Source organism: Leadbetterella sp. DM7 (genome assembly GCF_040829825.2).
Taxonomy (GTDB): Bacteria; Bacteroidota; Bacteroidia; order Cytophagales; family Spirosomataceae; genus Leadbetterella.
In genome coordinates this window covers 110231-135690 of record NZ_JBFOLH020000005.1, presented here as the reverse complement: position 1 = coordinate 135690, position 25460 = coordinate 110231, and the positions used below count along the sequence as shown (strand labels likewise).

Annotated in this window: 28 protein-coding genes; 17 read left to right on the top strand and 11 right to left on the bottom strand. The window is 50.5% G+C overall.

Features of this window, described 5'->3' with window-relative positions; translation table 11 throughout:
* Window positions 1-145: 145 nt before the first annotated feature.
* The 4 genes from AB2U10_RS07925 to panD all read right to left on the bottom strand — a co-directional run bounded on the left by AB2U10_RS07925 (window position 146) and on the right by panD (window position 2907).
* Entirely contained in the window at window positions 146-991 is an 846-nt protein-coding gene (locus tag AB2U10_RS07925) for an SDR family oxidoreductase (RefSeq protein WP_367915204.1), read from the bottom strand.
* A 50-nt stretch (window positions 992-1041) separates the two neighbouring features.
* A complete protein-coding gene (locus AB2U10_RS07920; RefSeq protein WP_367915203.1) occupies window positions 1042-1452 on the bottom strand; it encodes an Rrf2 family transcriptional regulator in 411 nt (136 codons plus the stop codon).
* Window positions 1453-1576: 124 nt separating this feature from the next.
* Complete coding sequence (locus AB2U10_RS07915; RefSeq protein WP_367915202.1) at window positions 1577-2560, bottom strand: lysylphosphatidylglycerol synthase transmembrane domain-containing protein; 984 nt, start codon at window positions 2558-2560, stop codon at window positions 1577-1579.
* Window positions 2557-2907 carry an aspartate 1-decarboxylase gene (panD, locus tag AB2U10_RS07910; RefSeq protein ID WP_367915201.1) on the bottom strand — a complete coding sequence of 117 codons (351 nt, stop codon included), beginning with the start codon at window positions 2905-2907 and terminating at the stop codon, window positions 2557-2559. Before panD ends, AB2U10_RS07915 begins: the two co-directional genes overlap by 4 nt.
* Before the next feature lie 124 nt (window positions 2908-3031).
* Here panD and AB2U10_RS07905 point away from each other — a divergent pair, with 124 nt between their 5' ends.
* Together AB2U10_RS07905 and AB2U10_RS07900 are read left to right on the top strand one after the other, a co-directional pair.
* A complete protein-coding gene (locus AB2U10_RS07905; protein WP_367915200.1) occupies window positions 3032-4114 on the top strand; it encodes an aminotransferase class V-fold PLP-dependent enzyme in 1083 nt (360 codons plus the stop codon).
* Between the two features lie 106 nt (window positions 4115-4220).
* On the top strand, window positions 4221-4466 hold the full coding sequence (locus tag AB2U10_RS07900; RefSeq protein ID WP_367915199.1) for a type B 50S ribosomal protein L31: 246 nt from the start codon (window positions 4221-4223) through the stop codon (window positions 4464-4466).
* A gap of 65 nt (window positions 4467-4531) precedes the next feature.
* Here AB2U10_RS07900 and AB2U10_RS07895 read toward each other — a convergent pair whose 3' ends face one another.
* Together AB2U10_RS07895 and AB2U10_RS07890 are read right to left on the bottom strand one after the other, a co-directional pair.
* Window positions 4532-4984 carry a methylglyoxal synthase gene (locus AB2U10_RS07895; RefSeq protein ID WP_367915198.1) on the bottom strand — a complete coding sequence of 151 codons (453 nt, stop codon included), beginning with the start codon at window positions 4982-4984 and terminating at the stop codon, window positions 4532-4534.
* Window positions 4985-5065: 81 nt separating this feature from the next.
* Entirely contained in the window at window positions 5066-5782 is a 717-nt protein-coding gene (locus AB2U10_RS07890; protein ID WP_367915197.1) for a GNAT family N-acetyltransferase, read from the bottom strand.
* Between the two features lie 439 nt (window positions 5783-6221).
* On the opposite strand from AB2U10_RS07890, the gene AB2U10_RS07885 reads away from it, so the two are divergent.
* The 8 genes from AB2U10_RS07885 to AB2U10_RS07850 all read left to right on the top strand — a co-directional run bounded on the left by AB2U10_RS07885 (window position 6222) and on the right by AB2U10_RS07850 (window position 15147).
* Entirely contained in the window at window positions 6222-7271 is a 1050-nt protein-coding gene (locus AB2U10_RS07885; protein WP_367915196.1) for an agmatine deiminase family protein, read from the top strand.
* A 96-nt stretch (window positions 7272-7367) separates the two neighbouring features.
* Window positions 7368-9692: a peptidylprolyl isomerase gene (locus AB2U10_RS07880; protein ID WP_367915195.1), complete on the top strand. Its 2325-nt coding sequence runs from the start codon at window positions 7368-7370 to the stop codon at window positions 9690-9692.
* The gene (locus tag AB2U10_RS07875) at window positions 9693-11012 is read left to right on the top strand and encodes a peptidylprolyl isomerase (protein ID WP_367915194.1); all 1320 of its coding nucleotides are present in this window, start codon (window positions 9693-9695) and stop codon (window positions 11010-11012) included.
* A 4-nt stretch (window positions 11013-11016) separates the two neighbouring features.
* Entirely contained in the window at window positions 11017-11973 is a 957-nt protein-coding gene (locus AB2U10_RS07870; RefSeq protein WP_367915193.1) for an AAA family ATPase, read from the top strand.
* Window positions 11974-12101: 128 nt separating this feature from the next.
* Window positions 12102-12608 carry a nucleotide exchange factor GrpE gene (locus AB2U10_RS07865; RefSeq protein ID WP_367915192.1) on the top strand — a complete coding sequence of 169 codons (507 nt, stop codon included), beginning with the start codon at window positions 12102-12104 and terminating at the stop codon, window positions 12606-12608.
* 12 nt (window positions 12609-12620) lie between these two features.
* A complete protein-coding gene (dnaJ, locus tag AB2U10_RS07860; protein WP_367915191.1) occupies window positions 12621-13769 on the top strand; it encodes a molecular chaperone DnaJ in 1149 nt (382 codons plus the stop codon).
* A gap of 32 nt (window positions 13770-13801) precedes the next feature.
* A complete protein-coding gene (locus tag AB2U10_RS07855; protein WP_367915190.1) occupies window positions 13802-14215 on the top strand; it encodes a DUF1801 domain-containing protein in 414 nt (137 codons plus the stop codon).
* Window positions 14216-14217: 2 nt separating this feature from the next.
* The gene (locus tag AB2U10_RS07850; protein WP_367915189.1) at window positions 14218-15147 is read left to right on the top strand and encodes a DUF1801 domain-containing protein; all 930 of its coding nucleotides are present in this window, start codon (window positions 14218-14220) and stop codon (window positions 15145-15147) included.
* A gap of 1 nt (window position 15148) precedes the next feature.
* On the opposite strand, the gene AB2U10_RS07845 is transcribed toward AB2U10_RS07850, so the two are convergent.
* The 3 genes from AB2U10_RS07845 to AB2U10_RS07835 form a co-directional block, all read right to left on the bottom strand.
* Window positions 15149-15415 carry a hypothetical protein gene (locus AB2U10_RS07845; RefSeq protein ID WP_367915188.1) on the bottom strand — a complete coding sequence of 89 codons (267 nt, stop codon included), beginning with the start codon at window positions 15413-15415 and terminating at the stop codon, window positions 15149-15151.
* The gene (locus tag AB2U10_RS07840) at window positions 15412-16161 is read right to left on the bottom strand and encodes a hypothetical protein (protein WP_367915187.1); all 750 of its coding nucleotides are present in this window, start codon (window positions 16159-16161) and stop codon (window positions 15412-15414) included. Before AB2U10_RS07840 ends, AB2U10_RS07845 begins: the two co-directional genes overlap by 4 nt.
* 176 nt (window positions 16162-16337) lie before the next feature.
* Complete coding sequence (locus tag AB2U10_RS07835) at window positions 16338-17174, bottom strand: M48 family metallopeptidase (RefSeq protein WP_367915186.1); 837 nt, start codon at window positions 17172-17174, stop codon at window positions 16338-16340.
* A gap of 75 nt (window positions 17175-17249) precedes the next feature.
* On the opposite strand from AB2U10_RS07835, the gene AB2U10_RS07830 reads away from it, so the two are divergent.
* The 3 genes from AB2U10_RS07830 to bcp all read left to right on the top strand — a co-directional run bounded on the left by AB2U10_RS07830 (window position 17250) and on the right by bcp (window position 20282).
* Window positions 17250-17858, top strand: a complete 609-nt coding sequence (locus AB2U10_RS07830) for a fumarylacetoacetate hydrolase family protein (protein WP_367915185.1) — start codon at window positions 17250-17252, stop codon at window positions 17856-17858.
* A 76-nt stretch (window positions 17859-17934) separates the two neighbouring features.
* On the top strand, window positions 17935-19779 hold the full coding sequence (locus AB2U10_RS07825; RefSeq protein WP_367915184.1) for a M23 family metallopeptidase: 1845 nt from the start codon (window positions 17935-17937) through the stop codon (window positions 19777-19779).
* Window positions 19780-19829: 50 nt separating this feature from the next.
* Entirely contained in the window at window positions 19830-20282 is a 453-nt protein-coding gene (bcp, locus tag AB2U10_RS07820; protein WP_367915183.1) for a thioredoxin-dependent thiol peroxidase, read from the top strand.
* A 24-nt stretch (window positions 20283-20306) separates the two neighbouring features.
* Here bcp and AB2U10_RS07815 read toward each other — a convergent pair whose 3' ends face one another.
* Both AB2U10_RS07815 and AB2U10_RS07810 read right to left on the bottom strand, forming a co-directional pair.
* Window positions 20307-21731, bottom strand: coding sequence for a TonB family protein (locus tag AB2U10_RS07815; RefSeq protein ID WP_367915182.1), 1425 nt, complete (start codon window positions 21729-21731; stop codon window positions 20307-20309).
* Window positions 21732-21736: 5 nt separating this feature from the next.
* A complete protein-coding gene (locus AB2U10_RS07810) occupies window positions 21737-22114 on the bottom strand; it encodes a BlaI/MecI/CopY family transcriptional regulator (RefSeq protein WP_367915181.1) in 378 nt (125 codons plus the stop codon).
* Between the two features lie 138 nt (window positions 22115-22252).
* On the opposite strand from AB2U10_RS07810, the gene AB2U10_RS07805 reads away from it, so the two are divergent.
* The 4 genes from AB2U10_RS07805 to AB2U10_RS07790 all read left to right on the top strand — a co-directional run bounded on the left by AB2U10_RS07805 (window position 22253) and on the right by AB2U10_RS07790 (window position 25454).
* The gene (locus AB2U10_RS07805) at window positions 22253-23119 is read left to right on the top strand and encodes a transketolase (RefSeq protein WP_367915180.1); all 867 of its coding nucleotides are present in this window, start codon (window positions 22253-22255) and stop codon (window positions 23117-23119) included.
* A 61-nt stretch (window positions 23120-23180) separates the two neighbouring features.
* Complete coding sequence (locus AB2U10_RS07800; protein WP_367915179.1) at window positions 23181-24137, top strand: transketolase family protein; 957 nt, start codon at window positions 23181-23183, stop codon at window positions 24135-24137.
* A gap of 15 nt (window positions 24138-24152) precedes the next feature.
* Window positions 24153-24698, top strand: coding sequence for an RNA polymerase sigma factor (locus tag AB2U10_RS07795; RefSeq protein ID WP_367915178.1), 546 nt, complete (start codon window positions 24153-24155; stop codon window positions 24696-24698).
* A 48-nt stretch (window positions 24699-24746) separates the two neighbouring features.
* Entirely contained in the window at window positions 24747-25454 is a 708-nt protein-coding gene (locus AB2U10_RS07790; protein WP_367915177.1) for a hypothetical protein, read from the top strand.
* Window positions 25455-25460 lie beyond the last annotated feature (6 nt).

The following is a 25460-nucleotide window of genomic DNA, read 5'->3' as shown; positions in this document are numbered from 1 at the left end:
ATAGGTCTGGTTAGCCTGTTTGATAGCAGGAAACGTTCAAATATACGCATATTTCTAAATATGTCATGCTATTTTAGCATGAGCCACCGGATCTTTCCAGGACTGTACTGATCCGGTGGCTTAATCCCGGGCTGACCAGCTCTTTTCAGCTCAGCGCCTGCCTGACTGCTTCAGACAAGGGAGTAGTAGGCCTCCCGATTAATTGTGAAAGCATTTTACCGTCATCAAATAAATCTCCTCCCGATGCCCCGGTGTCAAAGCCGGCCAGGGCCTGTGCAAGTCCTTCAGGAACGCCAAATGAGCTCAATGCCCCGGCATATTCTGCTTCAGATAAATGGGTATAGGGAATATCTCTTCCCGTTTGCTTTGAAATTTCGGCAGCCAGGTCTTTTAACGTATAGGCATTGTCGCCGGCTAATTCGTATATCTTTCCTGCGTGGTCTCCGCCCGATAATACAACGGCTGCCGCTTCGGCAAAGTCTTCACGTGTGGCAGATGAGATCCTGCCTTCACCGGCGCTGCCGGCTAAAGCACCCGCCTGTACAGCGCCCGGCACTGAGCCGGTATAATTCTCGGTATACCATCCATTTCTTAAAATAGTGTAGGGAATTCCCGACGCCTTCAGCAACTTCTCGGTTTCAACATGTTCTTCTGCCAGGCTCAGCGAAGAAGTATCTGCGTGCAAAAGACTGGTATAAACGATCCACTTTACACCGGCATCCCGGGCAGCTTCAATGACGTTCTGATGCTGCAATCGGCGTTGCCCTATCTCACTCCCTGAAATCAACAAGAGATGATCGATCCCCTGCAAGCCTTCTGCCAGCAATGCAGGGTTGGTATAATCAAATGCCCTTACCTCAATGCCCAGGTCTGCCGCCTTCTCCGGTGAACGGACCAGCGCCACCAGCTGGCCAGCACCTGAACGTTGTTTCAGCTTCTCTACTACCAGACGGCCCAACTGGCCGGTAGCTCCTGTAATTCCGGTTTTCATATTTATCTATATTTTGTAATAAAATTTGTTACATTAAAAATCAAAAAAAATCAATCAAACTGTTCTATAAAATTTTCAAGGGTTTTGTACTGCAGGGCGTTCACTACCATATCGTCTGTTTCGGTAAATAAGATATCGAGCTTCTGATTAATATCTTTTCCTACCGGGCAGCCCGGGTTACAGCCGTTATTTTTCCTGCCCAGCACATGGGAGTTTTTCACAGCCCGGTAAATACCGGCCAGCGAAATCTCTCCCGCCGCCACATGTAATGCCGAACCCCCTTCTTTACCTTTTCTGCTGATTACCCAGCCCTGCTCCTGCAAAACACTCAATTCTTTACGAACGATCACCGGGTTGATACGGATACTTCCTGCAATCCAGTCTGAATTCAGCCATTGACCCGGATTTCTGGCCAGGAGCGTCAGGATATGAATAAGGGTTGCAAATCGTGTATTGTTCATGCCGGTACAAAGATACGGTTGAATTTTAATTGTAACTATATTTATTACAATTATTTTCTACCTGCTACGATTAAATATCGGAACCGGGCTGACAGCGCGCTGTTGCTATACAGGAAAACCGGGATTACACAGGCTCTGCCTGCCCCCGGCTGAAAGTACTCAGCACCAGCGCCACTACCCCGAAAAGTATCACAAACACGATCCCGTTCAGGGTATGGAGAAAAGTGGCCAGCGAAATGCCGTCCTGGTTGGTCAGCCCGTACAGGATCACGATCTTGCCTACCAGCAGGTGGTAGCTGCCTATGCCCCCCATGGTAGGCATGGCCATACCGATGGTGCCCATCACCAGGATGGTCAGCACCGCTACCGGCGATAGCGAGGTACCGATCTCCAGGGAATAACACAGCAGCATGGAGGAAACATAATACAGCACCCAGATCACAAACGACTGCAGCACAAACATCCACGGCTTCTCCAGGTTCAGCACACTCACAAGCCCTTCTTTCAGTCCTTCAAAAAACGAACGGAACCGGCTGATAAACGGGAGTCCGAAGATCCGGTCTCTGAAACAAAAAAACAAAAAAACAAAAAAACAAAAGACCAAAACCGCCACCGCAATGATCCACCCGCCCTGAAAATCAGGTACCAGCTCATGAAAAAGATGAAGGATCCGGTCATACTCCAGCACCAGGTTCACCACCACCAGCACCAGCAGCACCAGCACGTCGGTTACCCGCTCGGCAATAACGGCTCCGAAAGCCTTGTCAAAGGGCACGTTTTCGCTTTTCTGCAGGCTGACCGCCCGTGCCACCTCGCCTGCCCGCGGAAAAACCAGGTTGGTCAGGTAGCCTGTTAAAACGGCCAGCGTAGCATGATATACAGAGGGTTTGTAGCCCATGGGCTTCAGCATGAGGGTCCAGCGGGCGGCCCGGAGAATGTGGGAAAGCAGGGCCAGAATACCGGCTGCTCCTACCAGCCAGTAGTTGGCATGCTTAAAATCGCGGAAGGTTTCCTGCAAATTTACCTCGTTAAAAACCCAGCGCAGGAGCCCCAGTCCCAGCACCAGCGGGATCAGGTAGGAAACGATCTTCCCCAGTTTCCGGTTCATGAAACCACCCGGTTATTTTCATCGGGGAAAACCACCACCGGCGTGTGGCTGGCCGCTTCTTCGGGGGTCATCCAGGCATACGAAATAATGATCACGATATCACCGGGCTGGGCTTTGCGGGCAGCCGCACCGTTCAGGCAAATGATACCCGAGCCTCTGCGCCCCTTTATGGCGTACGTTTCGAGCCGCTCACCGTTATTGTTATTGACAATCTGTACTTTCTCGTTTTCCCGGATTCCCGCAGCATCCAGCAGGTCTTCATCTATCGTAACACTGCCTACATAATTCAGCTCTGCCTGCGTGACCTTTACCCGGTGGATCTTCGACTTAAAAACATTGATAAGCATTCTGCGCCTTTCTTTTTATGCAAAAATACGACGAACCCGCTCAAAAAGTATACAAACTGCTTCGTTGTTTTCCGAATTCGGCCGTATTCGCCTAATTTTGCTGCCTGATGATCAATTGAACCCGATGGAAAGACAAAAAAAATATTTTACGGCGGGACCGGCAGAACTCTACCCCCGGTTTGAAGAATACCTGCGTGAATTTACCGATAAGCAGCTGGGTTCAATCTCCCACCGGAGCGGGGAATTCAAAAACATATACCGCTTTGCCGATGAGCAGCTGCGGATCCTCCTGAACATACCCGAAGAAAATGCCATTATGTTTACGGGCTCCGCTTCCGAAATCTGGGAAAAAAGCCTGCAGAGCCTGGTCGAGTTTGAATCGTTCCACCTGGTAAACGGCTCGTTTTCGGAGAAATACTATCAATACGCCCAGGCCCTGCAAAAGCAGGCCGTAGCCTTCACAAAGCCATTGGGCGAAGGGTTTACCTACAACGAGATCCAGGTGCCCGAATACGCCGAGCTGGTCTGCATTACCCAGAACGAAACTTCTACCGGTGTACAGATGCGTGAGGCCGATATCCACAAGCTCAAAAGAAGCCATGCTGGCCGGCTTTTCTCGGTAGACGTGGTCTCTTCAGCCCCTATCCCGGTGCTGGACTTCAAGCTGCTGGACTCGGTGTTTTTTTCCGTTCAGAAGAACTTCGGTATGCCGGCCGGGCTGGGCGTGTGGATTGCCAATGAAAAATGCCTGGCCAGGGCGCTTGAGCTGAAAGAAAAAGGCGTGGGCATCGGTGCGCACCACGACCTGCCCACCCTCTGGAAAAACGCCCGCCAGTTCCAGAACCCCTCCACGCCCAATGTGCTCGGTATATTTTTGCTCGGGAAAATCGCTGAAGACATGAACCGCACGGGCATAGAGAATATCCGCAAGACCAATGCGCTTAACGCTAAGAAGCTCTATAGCTTCTTTGAAAACCGGCCGGGCTTCTCTGCTGCAGTGAAAGACCCCGAGCTGCGCTCCAAAACCGTAGCCGTCTTTAATACCGAAATCCCTTCTGCTCAGATCATCCGGCAGCTGCAGGAGAAAAACCTGGTCATCGGATCGGGCTACGGCGCAGGCAAAGACTCCCAGATCCGTATTTCCAACTTCATTGCCAATTCTTCTGAAAATATCGCAGAATTGTTGCATGAATTGGATAAAATTTAATTCAAACACAAGAATAATTATCAATTGTCAATTGTTAATTGTCAATTATTTTCTACCTTTGCAACCCGAAAAGGATTTTTAGGCTAAAGTATTATACAAATCAGAAATGAAAAAAGACATTCATCCGAATTATAGAGAAGTGGTTTTCTGGGATCTGACCTCAGACGATAAATTCCTTTCCCGTTCATGCGTGGAAACCAAAGAAACCATTGTATGGGAAGACGGAAAAGAGTATCCCGTATGCAAAGTGGAAGTTAGCTCCAAATCGCATCCGTTCTATACCGGTAAAAACGTATTGCTGGATACTACCGGACGTGTGGAGAAATTCAACAAGCGTTACGCCAGGAAATAAGCGTTTCGGGCAAGATAGTAAGAGCCTCGTCTGCCAGACGGGGCTTTTTTGGTATACGCATATACCTACCTCAACACCCTGTTTTTATACGCCTCATAATCGGTCAGCCGCACCGTATACTCTTCATGAATCAGCGGCGAAGAAAAAATCAGGTTGGCAGTGGCCGTATCGCAGGCCATCGGGATATTCCACACCACACCTAAGCGCAGCAGCGCCTTTACATCAGGGTCATGGGGCTGGCTCTCCATGGGGTCCCAGAAGAAAATCAGGATATCGATCTTCCCTTCGGCAATCAGTGAGCCGATCTGCTGGTCACCGCCCAGGGGGCCGCTGAGGTATTTTTGTACCGGTAAGCCCAGGTGCTCTTCCAGCAGCTTGCCGGTGGTGCCGGTAGCCAGGAGAGAATGATCTTTCAGGATATGCCGGTTTTCAAGCGCCCACTGAATGATATCCTCTTTTTTATGGTCATGTGCCACCAGGGCAATGTTTTTCCTTGCCCCCACTTTCCGAACATTCATACTATGCTTTTTAACAGGCCTAAATTATAAAAAAAGAGCGGTATTTCTACCGCCCTTACTCAATTATACCCCTGATATTTTCTACGCCTCTTGCAGCTCCCTCTTCACCGGAGCTGGAGCTTTTTTTTTAGTTTTCTCCTCCCGGCCCAGCAATACCCGCTGCTTCATCCGCATAAAGCTCTCATAAATAGAAGATTGAGAAATAAAATCCCAGAACTCCGCTTTCTTTTCCTCCTTGGGCGGCTCGTATTTCATACCGGTACACAGGCAGTGCGCCCGGTTGGTCCGGTTCAGGATATCAAAATTAACACAGCTGGAGCACCCCTTCCAGAAATCATCGTCTTTCGGAAGCTCCGAAAAAGGAACCGGCAGGTATCCCAGCTCTGAATTGATCTTCATCACCGCCAGGCTGGTGGTCAGGCCAATGATCTTGGCTTCCGGGTACTTTGTACGCGACAGCCTAAAGGCCATGGCCTTAATGTAGGTGGCTATCCCTGACTTCCGGTAATCGGGTGCTACGATCAGGCCCGAGTTGGCCACGAACTTCCCGTGATCCCAGGTCTCTATGTAGCAGAATCCCACCCATAATCCGGTCGTGGTAAGACAAATCACGGCTTTCCCTTCCGACATCTTCAGCCGGATATACTCGGGCTTCCGCTTGGCAATGCCCGTACCCCGCGCCTTGGCGCTGGATTCCATTTCATCGCAGATCTGCTCTGCATAAGAATGATGTGCTTCTGTGGCTACCTGAACCACAAAGTCCCCGTAAGTCTTCTTTTCTAAAATGTTCATCGTCATTTGTGAGGGCTTTGCCCTAAAGGAGACGGTGTATCCGTTGGTTGTTATGAAATAATAAACAGAAAGAGAGATCGAGACGCCTTGCTGGTCAGTAAAGTGTCTCAAGCTTGGGTCCTTGCGGACCTAAGTCGTCGGAATGGCGATATGGGGAGATTGATATTTTCCATTTTCAATACAAATATAGGCTACTCTTTTTCTTCTTTAGACAAAACGGAGCATATATTTTTTGTTAACAGAATGTTATATTCCGGAATAAAGTTCACTGTTTTTTAAAATAATTTTATAATACACTTAATACAAGCCTGTTAGAACACCCTGAAATTAACCCGGCAGAGCGCTCTCAGCCGCCCGGCAGCCCTGTGCCGTGAGGCTTGTTTCCTGTGCTTGTTTGGCTGACAGCGGCAAAAGGGCTAATTTTGCAGCTTAATTATAAAGCAAGATGATCAAACCATCCGAAAACGGTTATTTTTTCCCTGCCGAATGGCACCCGCAAGTAGCGACCTGGTTAAGCTTTCCGGTGAACAGGGAAACCTGGGAAGACCGGTTTGAAAAGATCTGGCCTGCCTACTTTGAGCTCATCAGAACCATTTCGCTTAGCCAGAAGGTCAGGATCAATGCCGCAGATGAAAATGCCCGGCACCTGGTTGAAGCCCGTATACAGCAGGCAGGCATTGACCCTGCCCGGGTTGAGATCTTCCCGTTTGCAACCAATGACTCCTGGTGCCGCGACCACGGCCCGGCTTTCCTGGTCAATAAATTCAACGATTCCCGGATGATCGTAGACTGGGAATACAATGCCTGGGGTGGCAAATACCCGCCTTTTGACAGCGACAACGCCATTCCGCAGAAAATAGCCGGTGCTCTGCAGCTGCCCGTGGTCAGCCCGGGCATCGTGATGGAAGGCGGCTCGGTAGAATTTAACGGGAAAGGCACCGTGCTGACCAGCCGTTCCTGCCTCCTGAACAAAAACAGGAACCCCCACCTCAGCCAGGCACAGATTGAAAAATACCTCTGCGATTTTTATGGCGTGGAACAGGTGCTGTGGGTAGAAGACGGCATTGCAGGCGATGATACCGACGGGCACATTGACGATACGGTCCGGTTTGTGAACGAAGACACCGTTATTACCGTGGTAGAAGCCAATAAAAACGATGCCAATCACGCGCTCCTGGAAGAAAACCTGAAGCTCCTGAAAAAAATGCGCCTGCCTAACGGCAAGCAGCTGAATATAATAGAAATACAAATGCCCGATCCCGTTTACTCGGAGGGGCTCCGGCTGCCGGCATCCTATGCTAATTTCCTGATTACCAACGGCCATGTAATTGTACCCACCTACCGCTCAGACAAAGACGACCAAGCATTGGAGCTGCTGCAGCAATGCTTCAGCGACCGGGTGGTTACGGGCATTGATTCAACCGAAATTATCTGGGGCCTGGGCAGCTTCCACTGCCTGTCGCAGCAGGAACCGCAACCCAACCGGGAGTTTTAATGGGCTCTGATATAATATTTCTTACATTTTAGTGTTATTTTTCTGACAGATTTTACTCCCGGCCCGGAGATCGGGTCCGGAACTAACAGTGATCTTATGCCATTTCATATAAAATATATTGCTTTCGTCTTATCCTTTTTTATTCTTGCCTGTACCAAGCCCTCCTTTAAATCCGGTAGCCAGAAAGTGGCGGGCCCGGTTCCGGCAGCTGTTGTTCCCGAACCGCCGGTCATCAGCCTGGCAGGAAAAGGAGTAACCCGGAACGACTTCTCCGTACTGCTGGAAAACACTACCGCACTTGACTCGGGTAGCAATGACGACATTATCCGCGAGGTCATCCAGCGAAAGCTTTTTGTAGCAGAAGCCCGCGACCTCGGCATGGACACCACGCAGAACTTCCGGGAGCAGATCGCCTCCCATCTTCAGCTGGCGGCCGCTGATGCCCTCGAAGACGACGCCGAGATCCGGCGCCTCGGCAACGAAGCCTACGAGCGGTACCTGAAAGAAGTGAACGCCTCGCATATATTTGTACCCCTTTCGCCGTATGCTTCACCGGCCGATACCCTGAAGCTCTACCGCGACCTCATGAATATCCGTAACCTGGCGATCCGGAATAACGATTTCGACACCCAGGCCAAACGCTGGTCGAAAGACCCGAAAACCGTCCTCAATGGCGGCTCCCTGGGGTGGTTCTCCGTATTTTACCTGGTTTACCCGCTCGAAACCGCCGTATATTCCATTCCGAAAGACTCGGTTTCCCTGCCCGTGAGAACTTCAGCCGGCTACCATATCATCAAAGTAAACGACGTGCGCCGCAACAGCGGTACCGTACAGGTGCAGCATATCTTCAAGCATATCCCCAAAGATATGCCTCCCGCAGAGGTCAACAAGCTCTATAACCAGCTCGACTCGCTTCGTAACGAGATTGAAAAAGGAGCTAAATTCGAAGACCTCGTACAGCAGTTTTCCGATGACTTCAACTCCAAGCCCAATAACGGAATGCTGGCCCCGTTTGGCGTGGGTAAAACCGAAGCCGCCTTTGAAGAAGCCGTCTTTGCCCTCAAAAAAGGAGAAGTATCGAAACCCATCCAATCCTCTACCGGCCTTCACCTGGTGCGCATGATCGACAAATTCAAGCCACTTCCAAAAGAAGATTTTATCCGGCAGAACGAGAACAAGCTCACTACCGACTCCCGCGCCGAATACCTGCTCAACCGGCAGATCACCAACTTCCGGAAAAATAACCGGGTACAGATCAGGCAGGATGTGCTGGATAACGCCCTTCGTTTCTCCAGCGTACGTATCCTCAGCCGTAACTGGCAGAAACCGTCTACCGTTATCCTGAACGATGCGCTGGTCACCATCAACGATTCGGTGCTTACCGTGGGCGACTTTTACGAATTTGTGGAAGAACGCCAGGAATTTGAAAAATGGCCGGGCGAAAACCCCGCAGAAATATTTACCATGCTCTTCGATAAATTCCTGAATTCAGCCATCACCCGCTACCAGGAGCAGGCCGTGCTTCAGCAGAATCCTGAACTGCAGCGGTGGATGAAAGCAGAGGAAGAGAACATCCTCTACACCGAATTCCTGAACCGGTATGTCCTGGAAAAATCGCTGCAGGATACCCTGGGCCAGAAAAAATTCTACGAAAAAAACAAGGACCTCTTCACACCCAACGAAACCGGGACGCTCTCGGTCATGAGCTTTGCCGGTGAAGACGTGTATACCAGGTTCAAAGAGCTGACCGCCGCACCGAAACCTTATAAGCTCTACCGGGGTATCGTTCCCATCCTGTATCCTCAGAACGAATTTGCCCTGACCGAGCAGGATATGCGGAAGCTGCAGGGACTGATCGAGATCATGGACAAGAACCCGGGATACATTGTGGAAATAGGCGGACATACCGATGCGAAGGAAGAAGAAGAGGTTTCCGAGCTAAGAATAAAGGAGGTAGTGAACTATTTAGTAAAAAATGGACTACCTTTGAAACGGATTTCGGAAGTGAATTACCGGAGCTCGGTGATCCACGATCGTTTCGACTGGTCAAAAAACCAGACGGTTACCTTCTCGTTCTTCAGTAACCTCGAGTCTGACCTGGTCGCAACCTTCAACTCCAAAAATCCGGATGCCGTCACTTACGACACCTTCACGGTGAGCCGGGGTGAATTTGAATCCAAAATGAAAACCTCTTGGGGAAACAAAAGCGGTATTATCCGGCTCGACGGAAGAGTGGAAGAATACACGCTGAAAACAAGAAAAGTACGAGGCACGTACAAAGACTATAAAACCGATGTCATCCGGAAATACCAGGATTCGCTGAAAGACGAGCTTCAGAAGAAGCTGGCAGATAAATTTAAACTAAACTATAATTCTTCGGAATTAAACGAGATTATTAACGATTTAAAAAAGAGCAAGTAAATGTTTAAGAAAATAGTGTTGGCCTTTAGCCTGGCTGCTCCGCTGATCTCTTTCGGCCAGTCCACCAACGTAGATAAAATCATTGCTAAAATTGATAACTATTACATACTCAAGTCAGAAGTAGAGGGGATAAAAGCCCGCTACGAGAAAGAAGGACACAAGGTAAGCAGCTGTGAAGCGCTGGAGAGTATGGCCATCCAGAAGCTGCTGGTAGCCAAGGCAGAAATAGACTCGGTGATTGTGGAAAATGACCAGATCAAAGAGCAGCTCGATGCCCGGATGAACCAGATGGTCACCCTCTACGGTAACGAGAAAAATATCGTGGACCAGTTCGGGAAATCCATTGAAACCCTCAAAAACGAATTCCGTACCGAGCTTAAAGAGCAGATGACCGCCGAAAAAATGAAGCAAACCATTTTTGAAAAGGTAAAGGTCACTCCGCAGGAAGTAAAAAAATTCTTTGAGAGCATTCCGAAAGACAGCCTCCCCACGGTAGGTACCCGCGTACAGCTTTCGCAGATCGTGCGCCTGGCACCGGTTACTCCCGAGCTTCGCCATGACCTGGTTACCAAGCTGCAGGGAATCAAGCAACGCATACAGAACGGGGAAGACTTTGCCGCCATGGCCAAAGAATACTCCGAAGACCAGGGAAGTGCCGCTAACGGCGGCGACCTGGGCTGGACCAAAAGGGGATCCATGGTACCCGAATTTGAAGCGGCTGCCATGAACCAGGATACCGGTAAGCTATCTGACATAGTTGAATCGGAATACGGCTTTCACCTGATCCAGACACTCGGCAAAAGAGGCCAGGAATACCGCGCCCGGCACATCCTGCTCATGCCCGATTACCTCATCCTGAGCACCGACGAGCCCAAGAGGTACCTCGACAGCCTGAGAAAAGTGATCATTGCCGATACCCTTGACTGGAACAAAATGGTGAAGCTCCACTCGCAGGATGACCTGACCAAAGACGCCGGCGGTATCGTTGTCAATCCGCAGACCGGTGAAACCTGGCAAACCGTTGACGTAAACATGGAGCCCGGCCTTTATTTCGTGGTAAGCTCCCTGAAGCTGGGCGACATCAGCGCACCGGCCAACTACCGTACTGCCCAGGGAAAAACAGGGATGCGGCTGATCAAGGTCATTGCCAAAAAAGAAGGGCACCAGATCAACCTGAAAGACGATTACGAAGAGCTCAAAGGGTATGCCCTGAACCTCAAACAGAACAAACGGATAGAGGACTGGTTTGGCGAAGCGCTTTCCGAAGTCTATATCAATATCGACAAAGAATACGAAACCTGTAACCTGTTTAAAAGATAAAAACGTGAAATCAGACGTAGAAGCTGCTGATGCTTTAAAGCTCAGATACGAAGAGCTGGCGAAAGAGATAGGTAAAGTCATTGTAGGACAGGAAGAAACGGTTAAGCTGCTGCTGACAGCCGTTTTCTGCCAGGGCCATTGCCTGCTGGTAGGCGTGCCCGGCCTGGCCAAGACCCTGCTGGTGCAGACCATTGCTTCGGCCCTTGACCTGGAGTTTAACCGTATCCAGTTTACCCCTGATCTCATGCCTTCTGATATTACGGGTTCGGAAACGCTTGACAACAACCGGAATTTTAAATTTGTTAAAGGTCCCGTATTTGCCAACATCATCCTGGCCGATGAGATCAACCGTACCCCTCCCAAAACCCAGTCAGCCCTGCTGGAAGCCATGCAGGAATATGCCGTAACGGTGTCGGGACAAAAGCATAACCTCTCACGGCCTTTCTTTGTACTGGCCACCCAAAACCCCATTGAGCAGGAAGGTACCTATCCCCTGCCCGAAGCCCAGCTGGACCGCTTCATGTTCATGGTGAGCCTCGACTACCCTACTTTTGAGCAGGAAATGCAGATCGTGAAAAATACCACTTCCAGCCGTACGGTACAGGTAGATAAAATACTGACCGCCGAAGAGATCATTGAATTTCAGCAGCTGATCCGGAAAGTGCCTGTAGCAGATAACGTGGTGGAATATGCCGTAAGGCTGGTGCACAAGACCCGTCCGAATATCGCTGACGCCTCCGCGCAGGCCAGAACCTACCTGGAATGGGGTGCAGGCCCGAGGGCATCGCAGAACATGGTGCTGGCCGCCAAATGCCATGCCCTGTTCAATGGGAAATACTCCCCGGACATCGAAGATATCAAAGCCGTGGCCTACCCTATCCTGAGGCACCGGATCGTAAGAAACTTTAAAGCCGAAGCAGAAGGCGTAACTACAGAGAAGATCATCTCCGAGCTGCTGTAGGCTACCGGCAGGTTGACCACTGCTGATCCTCCCGCCGTACTTTCACAAATTACTGTCAAAGTGACAGTAATTTGTGCTATGGAGTAATTATTGCTGGAACCCAACTGACAAAACAGTAAACATTCGTAATGGAACAAGAAGAAGTAAACAAAGCAGAAGAACCTGAATTAGCTACGGATGCCGAACTTTCCGAAGTAGAGAAACTCACGGCTGAGCTTGCTGAAGCCAAAGATAAATACCTGAGACTATACTCTGAATTTGACAATTTCAGAAAAAGAACCGCCAAAGAAAAGGGAGAAATGATCCTGAATGCCACAGAAGGGCTGATGAAAGACCTTCTGCCCGTGCTTGACGACTTCCAGCGGGCCAAGGAAGCAATGGACAAAACCGATGACGTTAACACCCTCCGGGAAGGAACGGATCTGATATACCAGAAATTTCTCAAAGTTCTTGAAAGCAAAGGACTGAAAAGCCTGGAAGCAAAAGACCAGCCTTTTGATGTGGAACTGCACGAATGCGTTACGCAATTTCCGGCAGGCGACGATAAAAAAGGAATAGTTGTAGATGAACTGGAAAAGGGATATTTCCTGAACGACAAGGTGATCCGATACGCCAAAGTGGTTGTAGGGAATTAAGGTAAAAACAAAATGGCGAAAAAAGATTACTACGAATTACTGGGAGTAGACAAGAATGTAAGCCAGGATGACCTTAAAAAGGCTTACCGGAAACTGGCAATCAAGTATCATCCCGATAAAAACCCGGGCGATAAAGAAGCGGAAGAAAAATTTAAGGAGATCGCCGAAGCATACAGCGTTCTCTCGGATCCTGACAAAAAGGCACGCTATGACAGGTTTGGCCACCAGGGTGTGAACGGCGGTTTCGGCGGCGGTGGAGCCGGAGGCTTCAACATGGAAGATATCTTCAGCCAGTTTGGCGATATCTTTGGCGACAGCAGTCCTTTCAGCAGCTTCTTCGGTGGCGGTGGCGGAGGCCGCAGGGCCGTTCGTAAAGGTTCTGACCTCCGGATCAAGCTGAAGCTCGACCTCGAAGATGTAGCTAACGGGGTAGAGAAAAAAATCAAGGTAAAACGGTATACGGCCTGTAAATCCTGCAGCGGCAACGGCTCAAAACACGGCAACTCACTCCAGACCTGTTCCACCTGTAACGGAACAGGCCAGATTAAGCGGGTACAGCAGACCATGCTGGGCCAGATGGTGACCACCAATACCTGTCCTGCCTGTAACGGCGAAGGTAAAGTGGTGATTGAACGCTGCGAAGCCTGTTTCGGCGAAGGCCGTGTGCTGGAAGAAGACATGCTCTCCATCAAAATCCCGGCCGGTGTGGCAGAAGGCATGCAGCTGTCTATGTCAGGAAAAGGAAACGTGCCCGCCCGCGGCGGTGTGGCAGGTGACCTGCTCATCATGATCGAAGAAGAAGAGCACCCTACCCTGAAGCGCGACGGCAACAATGTGGCGTATGACCTCATGCTGAACTTTGCTGACCTGGCCCTCGGAGCCGATGTGGAAGTTCCTTCTATCGGCAGCCGGGTAAAAATCAATATCAAGCCGGGTACCCAGGCCGGTGAAGTGCTGCGCCTCAAAGGCAAAGGCATCAAAGACATCAACGGGTACGGCGTGGGCGATCAGCTCATCTATGTCAATGTGTACACGCCCAAGGCCCTGAGCCAGGAAGAAAGAGAAATGCTTTACAAGCTGAGAGACTCCCAGAACTTCCAGCCCAAAGCCGGCAATGAAGGAAAAGGATTTTTTGCCAAAATGAAAGATTTTTTTAACTAGCTTTGAGGAATTTATGATTCCTCATTCTGCATATGGCAACCGGCTATACCGACGGGAACGTGAACACCTTCATAGAAGGCGTTGACAACGATCAGAAAAAGAAAGACAGCTACCGGCTGACGGAGCTTATGAAACGCGTTTCGGGCGAAGAGCCCCGCATGTTCGGTCCTTCCATCATCGGCTTCGGGGAATACCGGTATACATACGACAGCGGCCACGAAGGCACGGCCCCGCTGATCGGTTTTTCGCCGAGAAAATCAGCCATTTCCCTGTATGTATACACCGGCGACGAGACCCGGGAACACCTGCTGAACGGCCTCGGGAAGTTCACCATGGGCAAAGCCTGCATTTACGTGAAAAAGATGGCCGATATTCACGAAGATGCCCTGGTAAAGCTGATGGAGGATACCCTAGACTACCTGAGTAAAAAATATACCCGGATCTGACTATGGATGCCGTCTCTACCGTCGACGAATACATCCGGCAGGCTCCTGCAGAACACAGGCCGCTGCTGGAAAGAGTTCGGCAGGTAATACAGGAAACCGTGCCTGCCGGTACCAAAGAAACCATCTCCTACCGTATTCCTACTTACCGGTATACCGGCAATATAATTCATTTCGCCCTTTTTAAGAACCACCTGGGCATCTACCCCGGGGCTGCGGCGATCGAACATTTTGCGGAAGACATCAGCGCCTACCCCACTTCCAGGGGGGCTATCCGGATCCCGCTTGATCAGCCCCTTCCGGAAGACCTCATCCGCCGGCTCCTGTACTTCAATATCGACCTCCTCAAAGACCGGAACCGCCCGAACTGGCACCAGTACCGTGAAAGCTGGAAGGAAGCCGTTGAGATCATGCAGGGCATTATCAACCGGATGGACCTCAAAAAAGAATTCAAGTGGGGCTCGGATATATATACTTTCCAGGGAAAAAACGTGGTGAGCTGGGGCGGCTTTAAAGAATTCTTCTCCGTATGGTTTCATAACGGGGTATTCCTGGAAGACACAGAAAAAGTGCTTATCAGCGCCTCGGAAGGGAAAACCAAAGCGCTCCGGCAGTGGCGCTTCACCGATGTGTCTCAAATGGACGAAAAGAAAATCACCGCCTACATTCTCGAAGCCATACAGACCGTAAAAGACGGCAGGGAGATCCGGCCGGCCAGATCAAAGCCCGCTGAACCTGCGGGCCTGCTCAAAGAGCATCTGCAGGCAGACCCGGCCTTTCAGCTGGCCTTCAGCAAGCTCACACCGGGAAAGCAGAAAGAATACATCGAATACTTCAACGACGCCAAACAGGAAAAAACCAGGCTCACCCGGCTGGAGAAAATCAAGCCGCTGGTTCTTGAGGGGAAAGGATTGAACGACAAGTATAAGCGGTAAGCTACCATCTCTCCCACGGAAACTTCTTCCTTACCTTCTTGCTTGTATTTTTAGGGGCTAGGTCGGGATCGGGCAGCTTTTCGCCTTTATTGGTGCCGTCCCAGAAAAAATGCACCCGCGGCATCACCATATACCGGCTGCGGAAAGTACCCGTTACCAGGTCACTGTGCCGGTGTTCACGCACAAACTGGCAGCCGTCTACCGGGCAGCGGGGCGCCCAGCACGAGGCCAGCGTCAGCAGGCTTCCTATCATCAGCAGCTTTCTCATATCGGAACTACAATTCGTACACCCAGGGTTTTACTGAAAAAATACTGTTTGGTTTTCGGGCTCTCATACCGTTTGTGCGACCAAAAATCCATCTCTGCCGGGTTATACAAACGGCCTTTCTCCAGCGGTGTGCCGTCTGCCAGGGTAAAGGTCGACTTTCCCGCTCCTATGCCCCCGTATACATCGAGGAACAGGTGGCGGTGCAGGTGGATATGACGGCCGAACTTTACATGCACCACATGGGTCTTTTCACGCGTGGACTGCATCCACGAAAGGGCATTGTCCCCGTTAACGGCGGCTCCGCCTGCCGGTATGCCCAGGTTCCGGTCGTAAGTTCCGTTCACATATTCCAGCGCATAGTACCGGCCAAAGGGCTTCTTGTCTAACGCATAAAACGGGAACCAGTCAGAGAAATAGGCCCGGATTTCACCCCTGAGCTCTTTGTTCCGGTTATCGGGCTGAAAGGCCCGCACCTGCTTGTTCAGGTTGTTTTTCCCTTTGCCCGTACCGTAATCAAAGGCAAAGCTGAGCTTCCCCACCGGCGGAGCCACCTCTGCCCCGAACTGGAAGGTATTGTTGTACCCCAGCCATTGCGAAGGGTTCACCCGCAGCAAAAGAAAAGGCACGTGTGTAAAGGTCACCAGGTTCTTCCGGTTAACCTCATTTGCTTCAAAAAAACTCTCCGAAACAAGCCCCTGTGCAGATACGCTGCAGCTGGTGATCAGAAAAAGGATCAGAAATCTCATAAATAATTTTAGCACCCGGTAGCTTGTAAACGTAAAAGCACGGGCGGGTGGTATGTGGAGGAGGAATTTCGTGAATTTGTTTTTCGTGAATTTGTTTTTTTGGCGTTACGGATTAATCGCTTCAGACAAAACGAAAAAGCAGAATTACAAAAAAACAAATTCACGAAAAAGCAGGACTATCGCCGTCCGGCATACGCATTATAGTACTTCATGGCAATCTCCATGTTTTTCTCCAGCTCGGCAATACGGCTTTCGTCAGAAGGGTGCGTAGACAGCATTTTCGGTGGTTTCTGTGAATTCTTACCGGCTTCGGCCATACGTTTCCAGAAATCAACGGCTTCCCTGGGGTTATACCCGGCCATCGACATAAAAATCAACCCGATCTTATCGGCTTCGGCTTCCTGCTTCCGGCTGTTGGGGAGAACCGCCCCTACGGTAGTTCCTACGCCCAGGATCTGCCCGGCAAGGTTCATCAGCTCCTGGTTGCCCGTGGCTATACCGGTAGCCAGCGCCCCTACCTGGGTAAAGCCCTGCGCCACCATGGCGTTGCTCATACGTTCCCGGCCATGCTCTGCAATGGCGTGCGCCACCTCATGGCCCATAACCACGGCAATACCCTCTTCCGTCTTACAGATCGGTAGAATGCCGGTATAAAAGCAGACTTTACCACCGGGCATGCACCAGGCGTTCACCTCTTTGCTCTCTACCGTACGGAACTCCCATTGGTAGCCGTCGAGCAGGTGCCCCATCTTATTCTGAATGAGGTAATCTTCTGCTGCTTTCCGGATGCGCTCGCCTACCCGTGTCACCATCTGTGAATTGGCATTCGATGCCGGCAATACCTTGGAAGTATCCAGGAAACCCTTGTACTCCGTATAGCTCAGGCTCATCATCTCCCCTGAGCTCACCAGGCCTACAAATTGCTTGCGGTTGGTCAGCGGCACCCGCTGGCATGACCATACAAAAACAGCCATGAAAGCCGCACCCGTTAATATCCTCGTTATTTTATTCATTTTTAAAAAGAAAAATTAAGTTTTCGCAATTTAATGTTTAGACGTAAATTTGTCAAAAAAGTCATAACACAGGGAATGAAAATCTTAGCTGTAGGCAGAAACTACCTGGAACATATTAAAGAACTGGGCAATCAGACACCCGATGAGCCGGTCATCTTTTCAAAGCCCGAAACGGCCGTTCTGAAAAACAACGAACCTTTTTACTATCCCGGTTTTTCGCAGGATATACATCATGAACTCGAAATCGTGCTGAAAATTTCAAAAACGGGGAAAAATATCGAAGAAAAGTTCGCCCATAAATACTACGAAGAAATCGGTCTGGGCATTGATTTCACCGCAAGAGACATCCAGGCCAGGCTAAAGGCCAAAGGCCTGCCCTGGGACCTGGCCAAGGGGTTTAACGACTCGGCCCCCGTATCGGTTTTCCTTCCGAAAGAAAATTACGACCTCAAAAACCTGAATTTTCAGCTGGAAATAAACGGGGAAGTAAGGCAAACGGGCAATACCTCGCTCATGATCTACCCGTTTGATTACCTGGTATCGTTTGTCTCCCGCTATTTTACCCTGAAAACCGGCGACCTGATCTTTACCGGCACGCCCGCCGGCGTAGGACCCGTTCATCCCGGCGACCGCCTGACGGGCAGCCTTGAAGGGCAGGTTTTGCTCGACTTTGAAGTTAAATAATGCTGCTGCCGGCCGGCAAAATACCGGCCTGACCCGTTAATGAAACCGGAGCTCAGCCCCGGAACCCGTAAAATATATGAAGAAATTACTGCTTGCTTTCACGCTTATACTTCCTTTCACCTCCCGGGCTCAGCAAAGTTTCCCCAAAGGATACTTTATTATGCCCATTAACCCGGGACAGGTCACTTCCCTCTCGGGGTGCTTCGGTGACATCCGGATCAACCACTTTCATTCGGGCCTGGATGTGCGAACAGGCGGACAGGAAGGTAAGCGGGTAGTGGCCGCAGCAGACGGGTATGTTTCCCGGATCCGCGTACAAAACGGCGGGTACGGCAATGTGCTTTACATCACCCATCCCAACGGTTATACCACCGTTTATGCCCACCTGAAAGAATTTAACAGCGAGCTAAGCCACTACCTGACCTCGAGGCAATATGAGCAAAAAATATGGGAAATTGACGTTCCGGTAGAGCCCGGCCGCTTCAATTACAAGCAGGGCGACTTTGTGGCCCTGTCGGGAAACACCGGCGGATCGGCAGGCCCGCACCTGCATTTTGAGATCAGGGATGAAAAAGAAAATGCGCTTGATCCCCAGCAGTTCGGCTTTAAAGAGCTCAGAGACATTACCCCGCCCGTTATTGAGCTCATCACCCTGAAATGCATGTCGGCCGATGCCCGCATCAACGGCAGGTTCGGCAGCTTTGACTTTAAGCCCGTCAAACAGGGCAACCGGTACGTGCTGCCCCGCCAGGTGAAAGCCACCGGCCTCGTTGGCGTGGAAGTACTCACCTACGACAAGGCAGCCAATTCTCCCTTCCGGCTGGGCGTGAATGAAATTGAGCTGAAAATGAACGACAAAAGAGAATACCGGTACCGGCTTGACCGCATGGCATTTCATAGCAAGCTCGACATGAACATTCATGTCGACTACGAAAGACTCATCAAAAACAACCAGAAAATTCACAAATGCTACGTAGAAGAGGCCAACCGCTTTGACTTCTATGAATCCAATGACCATTGGGGGCTGCTGAAGGTTGAAAAAGCGGCAAACGATGTCAGCATACGGGTAAGCGACTCGCACGGCAACACCACGTCACTGGCCTTTACCCTGCTGAAAGACAATTCGGAAATACTGTCAGAGCCCGCGCTACCCTCTGTTACGGTCATGAATAATTTCCTGAAAATAAATACGGAAGAAGACGCTGAAAACCTGCGGATCATTACCTACGGCGGAAAGGAAATCACCCTGCAGACCCGGAAATCGGCCGGTGGCGGCAGAACGGCTGTTTACGACCTCAAAGAGGGCTTCCCGGAAGAAGTTTTTATGGGGGAAAAGAAAGTAAGCCTCCCGGTAAATACGGCCATTACGCTGCAGAATCCCCGGATCGACATGCCCAACCTGCGGGGCGATTTCAGCGAAACCCTCTACGATGACGCCTATATCCTGGCCGAAGTAAGCGACGAGGCCCTGGTTCTGCACGAAGACGTCATCCCACTCAAAGGCGAGGCCGCGCTGCAATGGACCAAAACCGGGCAGGTCACCTACCCCGAAAAGCAAAAGGTTTACCTGGAAGGAAACAAAAAGAAATTTATTGGTGGCGAATGGAAAGACAAAACCATTCATTTCCGCACCCGCGAATTCGGCACCTACCTGACCCTCTACGATTTTGACCCGCCGGTCATTACTCCCCGTACGGTCAACGCCGATGCCTTGCGGTTCGCCATTTCCGACAAGCTTTCAGGTATCCGTAAAATAGAATGCTACGTGAACGGCGAATGGGTACTGATGGATTATGAATACAAAACAGGAGCCATCTGGGCCAGGAAGCGCGATGCCTCCCAGTCGTTTGCCGGCAACCTGGTACTGAAGGTCACCGACAACTGCAACAATACGCAGTCGTACGAAACCGTCATTCCCTAAGCGGCCCTAAGCAGCCCATACCCGGAACTACTTTACTCTTAACTGACATCATGAAATTAAAACCCGGCGATAAAGCCCCTTATTTTGAAGCCCGTAACCAGGACGGCCAAACGGTAAAGCTAAGCGATTTCCTGGGAAAAAAGCTGGTGTTGTATTTTTACCCGAAAGACAACACGCCTACCTGCACTACTGAAGCCTGCAACCTGCGCGACAACTACGGGAAGCTCCGCAGCGAGGGATATGAAATACTCGGGGTAAGCACGGATTCTGAAAAATCGCACAAAAATTTCCGCAAGAAATTCGATCTTCCTTTTGACCTGCTCGAAGATACGGGGCATCAGCTGGTCACCCTGTACGACGTATGGGGAGAAAAGTTCACTTTCGGGAAGCACTACATGGGCCTGAAACGCACCACGTTTGTCATAGACGAAAACGGGGTCATTTCAGACATTATTGAAGATGTGCAATCCAAAAATCATTCGGAGCAGATATTGGGGAATTAAGGGTAGTCGGGAACCGCATACCTCCTATTCACTCAGCTGAAACATGATCGGAATAGTATAGTACACCCGTACCGGCGTTCCGTTCTGCATGCCGGGTGACCATTTGGGCATGCTGCTGACCACCCGAACGGCCTCCTGGTCGGCTCCGAAGCCTATACCTTTCAACACTTTCGGTGCAGATACGCTGCCGTCTTTCTCTATAACAAACTGGATGACCACCCGTCCCTGCACGTTGGCCCTTGTGGCCGCCGCCGGGTAGTTAATATTGGCGGAAAGGAAACGATACATCTCCTGGTCGCCTCCCGGGAAGTTCGGCTGGGTTTCCACACCCACAAATATCGCCTCGTCTTTAGGTGTTTTTTCTACCGGAGGGGGCGCTTTCAGCGTAATTTCTACTTCTATCGGAGGAGGCGGAGGCGGTGATTTTTTCCGTACGGTTTGAGCTTCTTCCCGCTTTCCGAAAGAAATGTCTTCATCATCGCCCACACTTTTCACGGTACCGTCTTTCCGGAAACCGCTCAGGTCTATCCTCACTTCCTTAAGATCACGGACCAGCCCGGGAGCCGGGTTGGCAAACACCAGGTCTTCCGAATACTGCTCTATTTTTTCGAGGTTTTCCGACCGGGCAATGCTGGCCGAGGCCAGCACCATCATGCCCAGGAACAAAGGGGCTACAAAGCCATATTTCAGGAGGGCGCGCTTGTTTGAGCTTTCCTTGCTCAGCATCTGTATCCGTGCTTTGAGAAACGATTGCTTGAAAAAACCATTGCCCAAAACAGATTCGGGCGTTACCCCGAACCTGCGGCTCAGCAGGAGCGCGGCATAATATGCCTTGGACCCGGCCAGGCGGCTGGCGTACTCATCGGCCTGGTACTCGTGCAGCAGGCGGATCTCCCGTTTCAGGAAATAAACCAGCGGGTTGACCCAGCACAAAATGGAGACCACTTCGAACAGAATCACATCAAACGAATGGCACTGCACCACATGAACCCGCTCGTGATCAAGCACCGCCTTGTAACCAGCCAGCGATTTTCCTACCCGGATTCTCCCGAAAAACGAAAACGCCTGCACCTCGTTATCTTCAAAGTCAGACACAAAACGAACGGTCCGCCAGATGCTCATCCCGAACCCCCAGGTAAAATACAGCAGCCCGCCCACGTAAAGGCCCAGCAAAATATGATTCAGGGAAATCATGTGCGTACCCGCCACAGCCGTAATGGGTACCTCCAGGGCGGTGGTGTCGTATCCCGCAATGATATCGCTGACCTCGCGGGTCAGGAACCACGATTGCACCCGGCTGGTATGCATAAACGGGATAACAAAAGAGATAATCCCGCTCAGCATGAGGTAAAACCGGTTGGCCTGGTAGAACGTCTCCTTCCTGAGAAAAAAAACGTAAAACCCCGAAAATACCATCAAATACAGATTAACCTGGATCAAATAGTGCATGATCTTTACTTGTTTTTAAGCTCTTCTATCATTTTAAGAAGCTCATCGGCCTCTTTCAGATCTACCTGCTGTTCTTTCACAAAAAAAGAAAGCATATTGCCCACCGAGTTATCAAAATAGCCGCTCATCAGCTTGCCGGCTACAAACTTCCGGTACTCTTCCTTGCTGACCACCGGGAAATACTGGTAGGTTTTACCGAACGCCTGGTGGGCCACAAATCCCTTTTGCTCCAGGATCCGGATAATGGTGGAAACGGTATTGTAGGCGGGCTTGGGTACCGGAAGCACTTCTATGACCTCCTTGACAAACGCCCTGTCTTTGTCCCACAAGACCTGCATGATCTCCTCCTCAGCCCGGGTTAATTCTCTCAATTGTTCTGACATCGTACTGTTTAATTGGTTTTTCACGTCAAAGATATAACTATTTTTGTAGTTTACAAGAAAAAAGTGAATTTCTTTGCGCTTTGAGCTGTCAGCTCGGAAGAAAATGGATACTTTTGTAAAGTTTTAAACTCTATATTAATGCAAATCAAAGAACTTCAGGACATAGCCTCACAGGTTCGAAGAGACATTGTACGGATGGTTCATGGCTGTAAGTCAGGTCACCCCGGCGGATCATTGGGATGTACAGATATACTGACAGCCCTCTATTTCCAGCAAATGAAAATCTCAAACCGGAGAGGAAAAGGAAGCTACCTCAGCTTCAAAATGGAAGGCCGGGACGAAGACCTGTTCTTTCTTTCCAACGGGCACATTTCCCCCTTATTTTACTCGGTGCTGGCACGCAGAGGGTATTTTGGCGTGGAAGAGCTGGCCACATTCCGGAAAATAAACAGCCGCCTGCAGGGGCACCCTACCACGCACGAGGGACTTCCGGGTATCCGGGTAGCCTCAGGTTCACTGGGCCAGGGGCTTTCAGTAGCCATAGGTGCGGCACTCGGGAAAAGGCTGGACGGGGATGACCGCACCGTATACGTTCTGATGGGCGACGGCGAGCAGCAGGAAGGACAAATCTGGGAAGCCGCCCAGTTTGCCCCCCACCACAAAGTAGATAACCTGGTGGCCATTATTGACCTGAACTACCAGCAGATTGACGGCCCTACGGAAAAAGTGATGGCCAACCGCGACCTCAAAGCCAAATACAAGGCTTTCGGATGGAACGTGATGGAAATAAAAGAGGGAAACAGCATGGAAGCATGCGTGGCCGGGCTCCGGAAAGCCAGGCGCCTGACCGGTAAAGGACAACCCGTGATGATCCTGCTGCATACCGACATGGGTGCGGGAGTAGATTTTATGATGGGAACCCACAAGTGGCACGGTTCTGCACCGAACGACGAGCAGCTGGCTGCCGCATTGGCTCAGCTACCGCAAACCCTCGGAGATTATTAATATAGCTATGAGCCGTGAGCTCACAGCTCATAGCTCAAAGCTCAAAGCTAATTATACGATAATGAAAAAATATACATATACCGAATCAAAAGATACCCGTTCGGGCTTCGGTGATGCCATGACAGAGCTGGGCCAGTCGCACCCCAATGTGGTGGCCCTGTGTGCTGACCTGGTAGGTTCGCTGAAACTCGACAATTTTATTAAAAATCACCCGGAACGCTTCTTTCAGACCGGTATTGCCGAGGCCAATATGGTAGGCATAGCGGCCGGTCTCTCCATCTCCGGGAAAGTTCCGTATGCCACTACCTTTGCCAACTTCGGTTCAGGCCGGGTATACGACCAGATCCGCCAGTCGGTGGCCTATTCAGACAAAAACGTGAAGATCGCCGTTTCGCATGCCGGTCTTACCCTGGGAGAAGACGGTGCCACGCACCAGATTCTTGAAGACCTGGCCATGATGCGGGCCATGCCCAACATGACGGTGATCAACCCCTGCGACTACAACCAGACCAAAGCCGCCACCAAGGCCGTAGCTGACCATCACGGCCCGGTATACCTGCGTTTCGGCAGGCCGGTAGTGCCCATCTTCACCAGTCCGGATCAGAAATTTGAGATCGGCAAAGCATGGATGGTTAACGAAGGCACTGATGTGACCCTCATTGCTACCGGTCACCTGGTATGGGAGGCCATCCAGGCCGGTGAAAAGCTGGAAGAGCTGGGTATTTCTGCCGAAATCATCAATATTCATACCATCAAGCCCCTGGATACGGCGGCCATCCTGAAGTCAGTGAAAAAAACCGGGTGCGTGGTAACGTGCGAAGAGCACCAGGCCAACGGCGGCCTGGGCGATGCCGTGGCGCAGCTTCTTTCCGGTAACCTCCCTACTCCCCAGGAATACATTGCCGTTAAAGACTCGTTCGGAGAATCGGGCACACCGGATCAGCTGATGGAAAAATACGGGTTAAAAGCCGCCAACATTGTAGCCGCGGCACAAAAAGTGATCAGCAGAAAGAAATAAGCGAATCGCCGCACGATGAAAGACGAAGATATCATAGCGCTTCTGGGGGATGAAAGCACGCACGAGCAGGCTTTCCGCATGATTCTGAAAACCTATAAGGAGAAGATCTATTATCATGTACGGAAAATTGTGGTAGACCATGACGATGCCGACGATGTGACCCAGGAAACTTTCATCAAAATCTGGAGGAACCTCGATAAATTCAGGGGTGACTCCAGATTATATACGTGGCTTTACCGCATAGCAACCAACGAGGCGCTCACTTTTCTGCAAAAGAAAAGAAAAGATAATTCGGTATCTATTGACGATAACGAGCTGCTGGTGGCCAGCCTGGAATCGCCCCGGAGCGATGCTTACCTTGACGGCGACGAGATCCAGGTCAAGCTGCAGAAAGCGCTGCTGGAATTAACCGATAAGCAGCGGGTGGTGTTCAACCTGAAATACTTCGAGAACCTGAAATACGAAGAAATAGCGGAGATTACCGACACCAGCGTGGGCGGTCTGAAAGCCACTTACCATTTCGCGGTTAAGAAAATAGAGGAATATTTGACCAATCATTAAACCATTTGTATTTTAAAGAGTCTTATTTAAAAAGATTTACTAATTACGATGGATTTGGAAAACAGCAAAATAAAAGCCCCTTTTACCGTTCCTGAAGCTTATTTTCAGGAATTGGAAGACCGGCTTTTATCAGAGGTCAGGATCTCTGCGCTGTCACAATTGCGTCAACCGCCCGTTCCGTCAAACTACTTCGAAGACCTGGAAGCACATGTGCTCTCTACGGTAAGCATTACACCGGTTCAATCGTTCACCCCAGCCACGCCGGAAGACTATTTCGATACCCTGGAAAGCCGTATTCTCAGTCGTGTAAAAATCGACGGCCTGCAGCAACCCGCTGTGGAACCGGGCTATTTTGAAAGCCTGGAAGACCGGATCATGGCAGAAGTGAAGCTGGAAGGCCTGAAGCAACCGGCCGTTCCGGCGGGATACTTTGATTCACTGGAGAAGGATATCCTGGCCGGTACCGTTGAAAAAAACCGGTTCAGGCTGTTCAGAAATGTGAAGGTATTCCGGGGGGCAGCAGCTGCCGCAGTGGTGGGCCTGCTCGCCTACGGGTTCTCGCTTAACTATTCGCCGGCCCCGAAAGACGAGCTGGCCAACATCAGCTCAGATGCCATGATTGCTTACCTGTCCGAGCAGCCTTTAATGGAAGAAGACCTGAATTTTGTTCTGGATGAAAATGACGTTTTCCTGACTTCGGAAGTTTCTGATAAGGAGATTACTTCGTACCTGATGGAAAACGGAATAAGTATTTAATAGAAT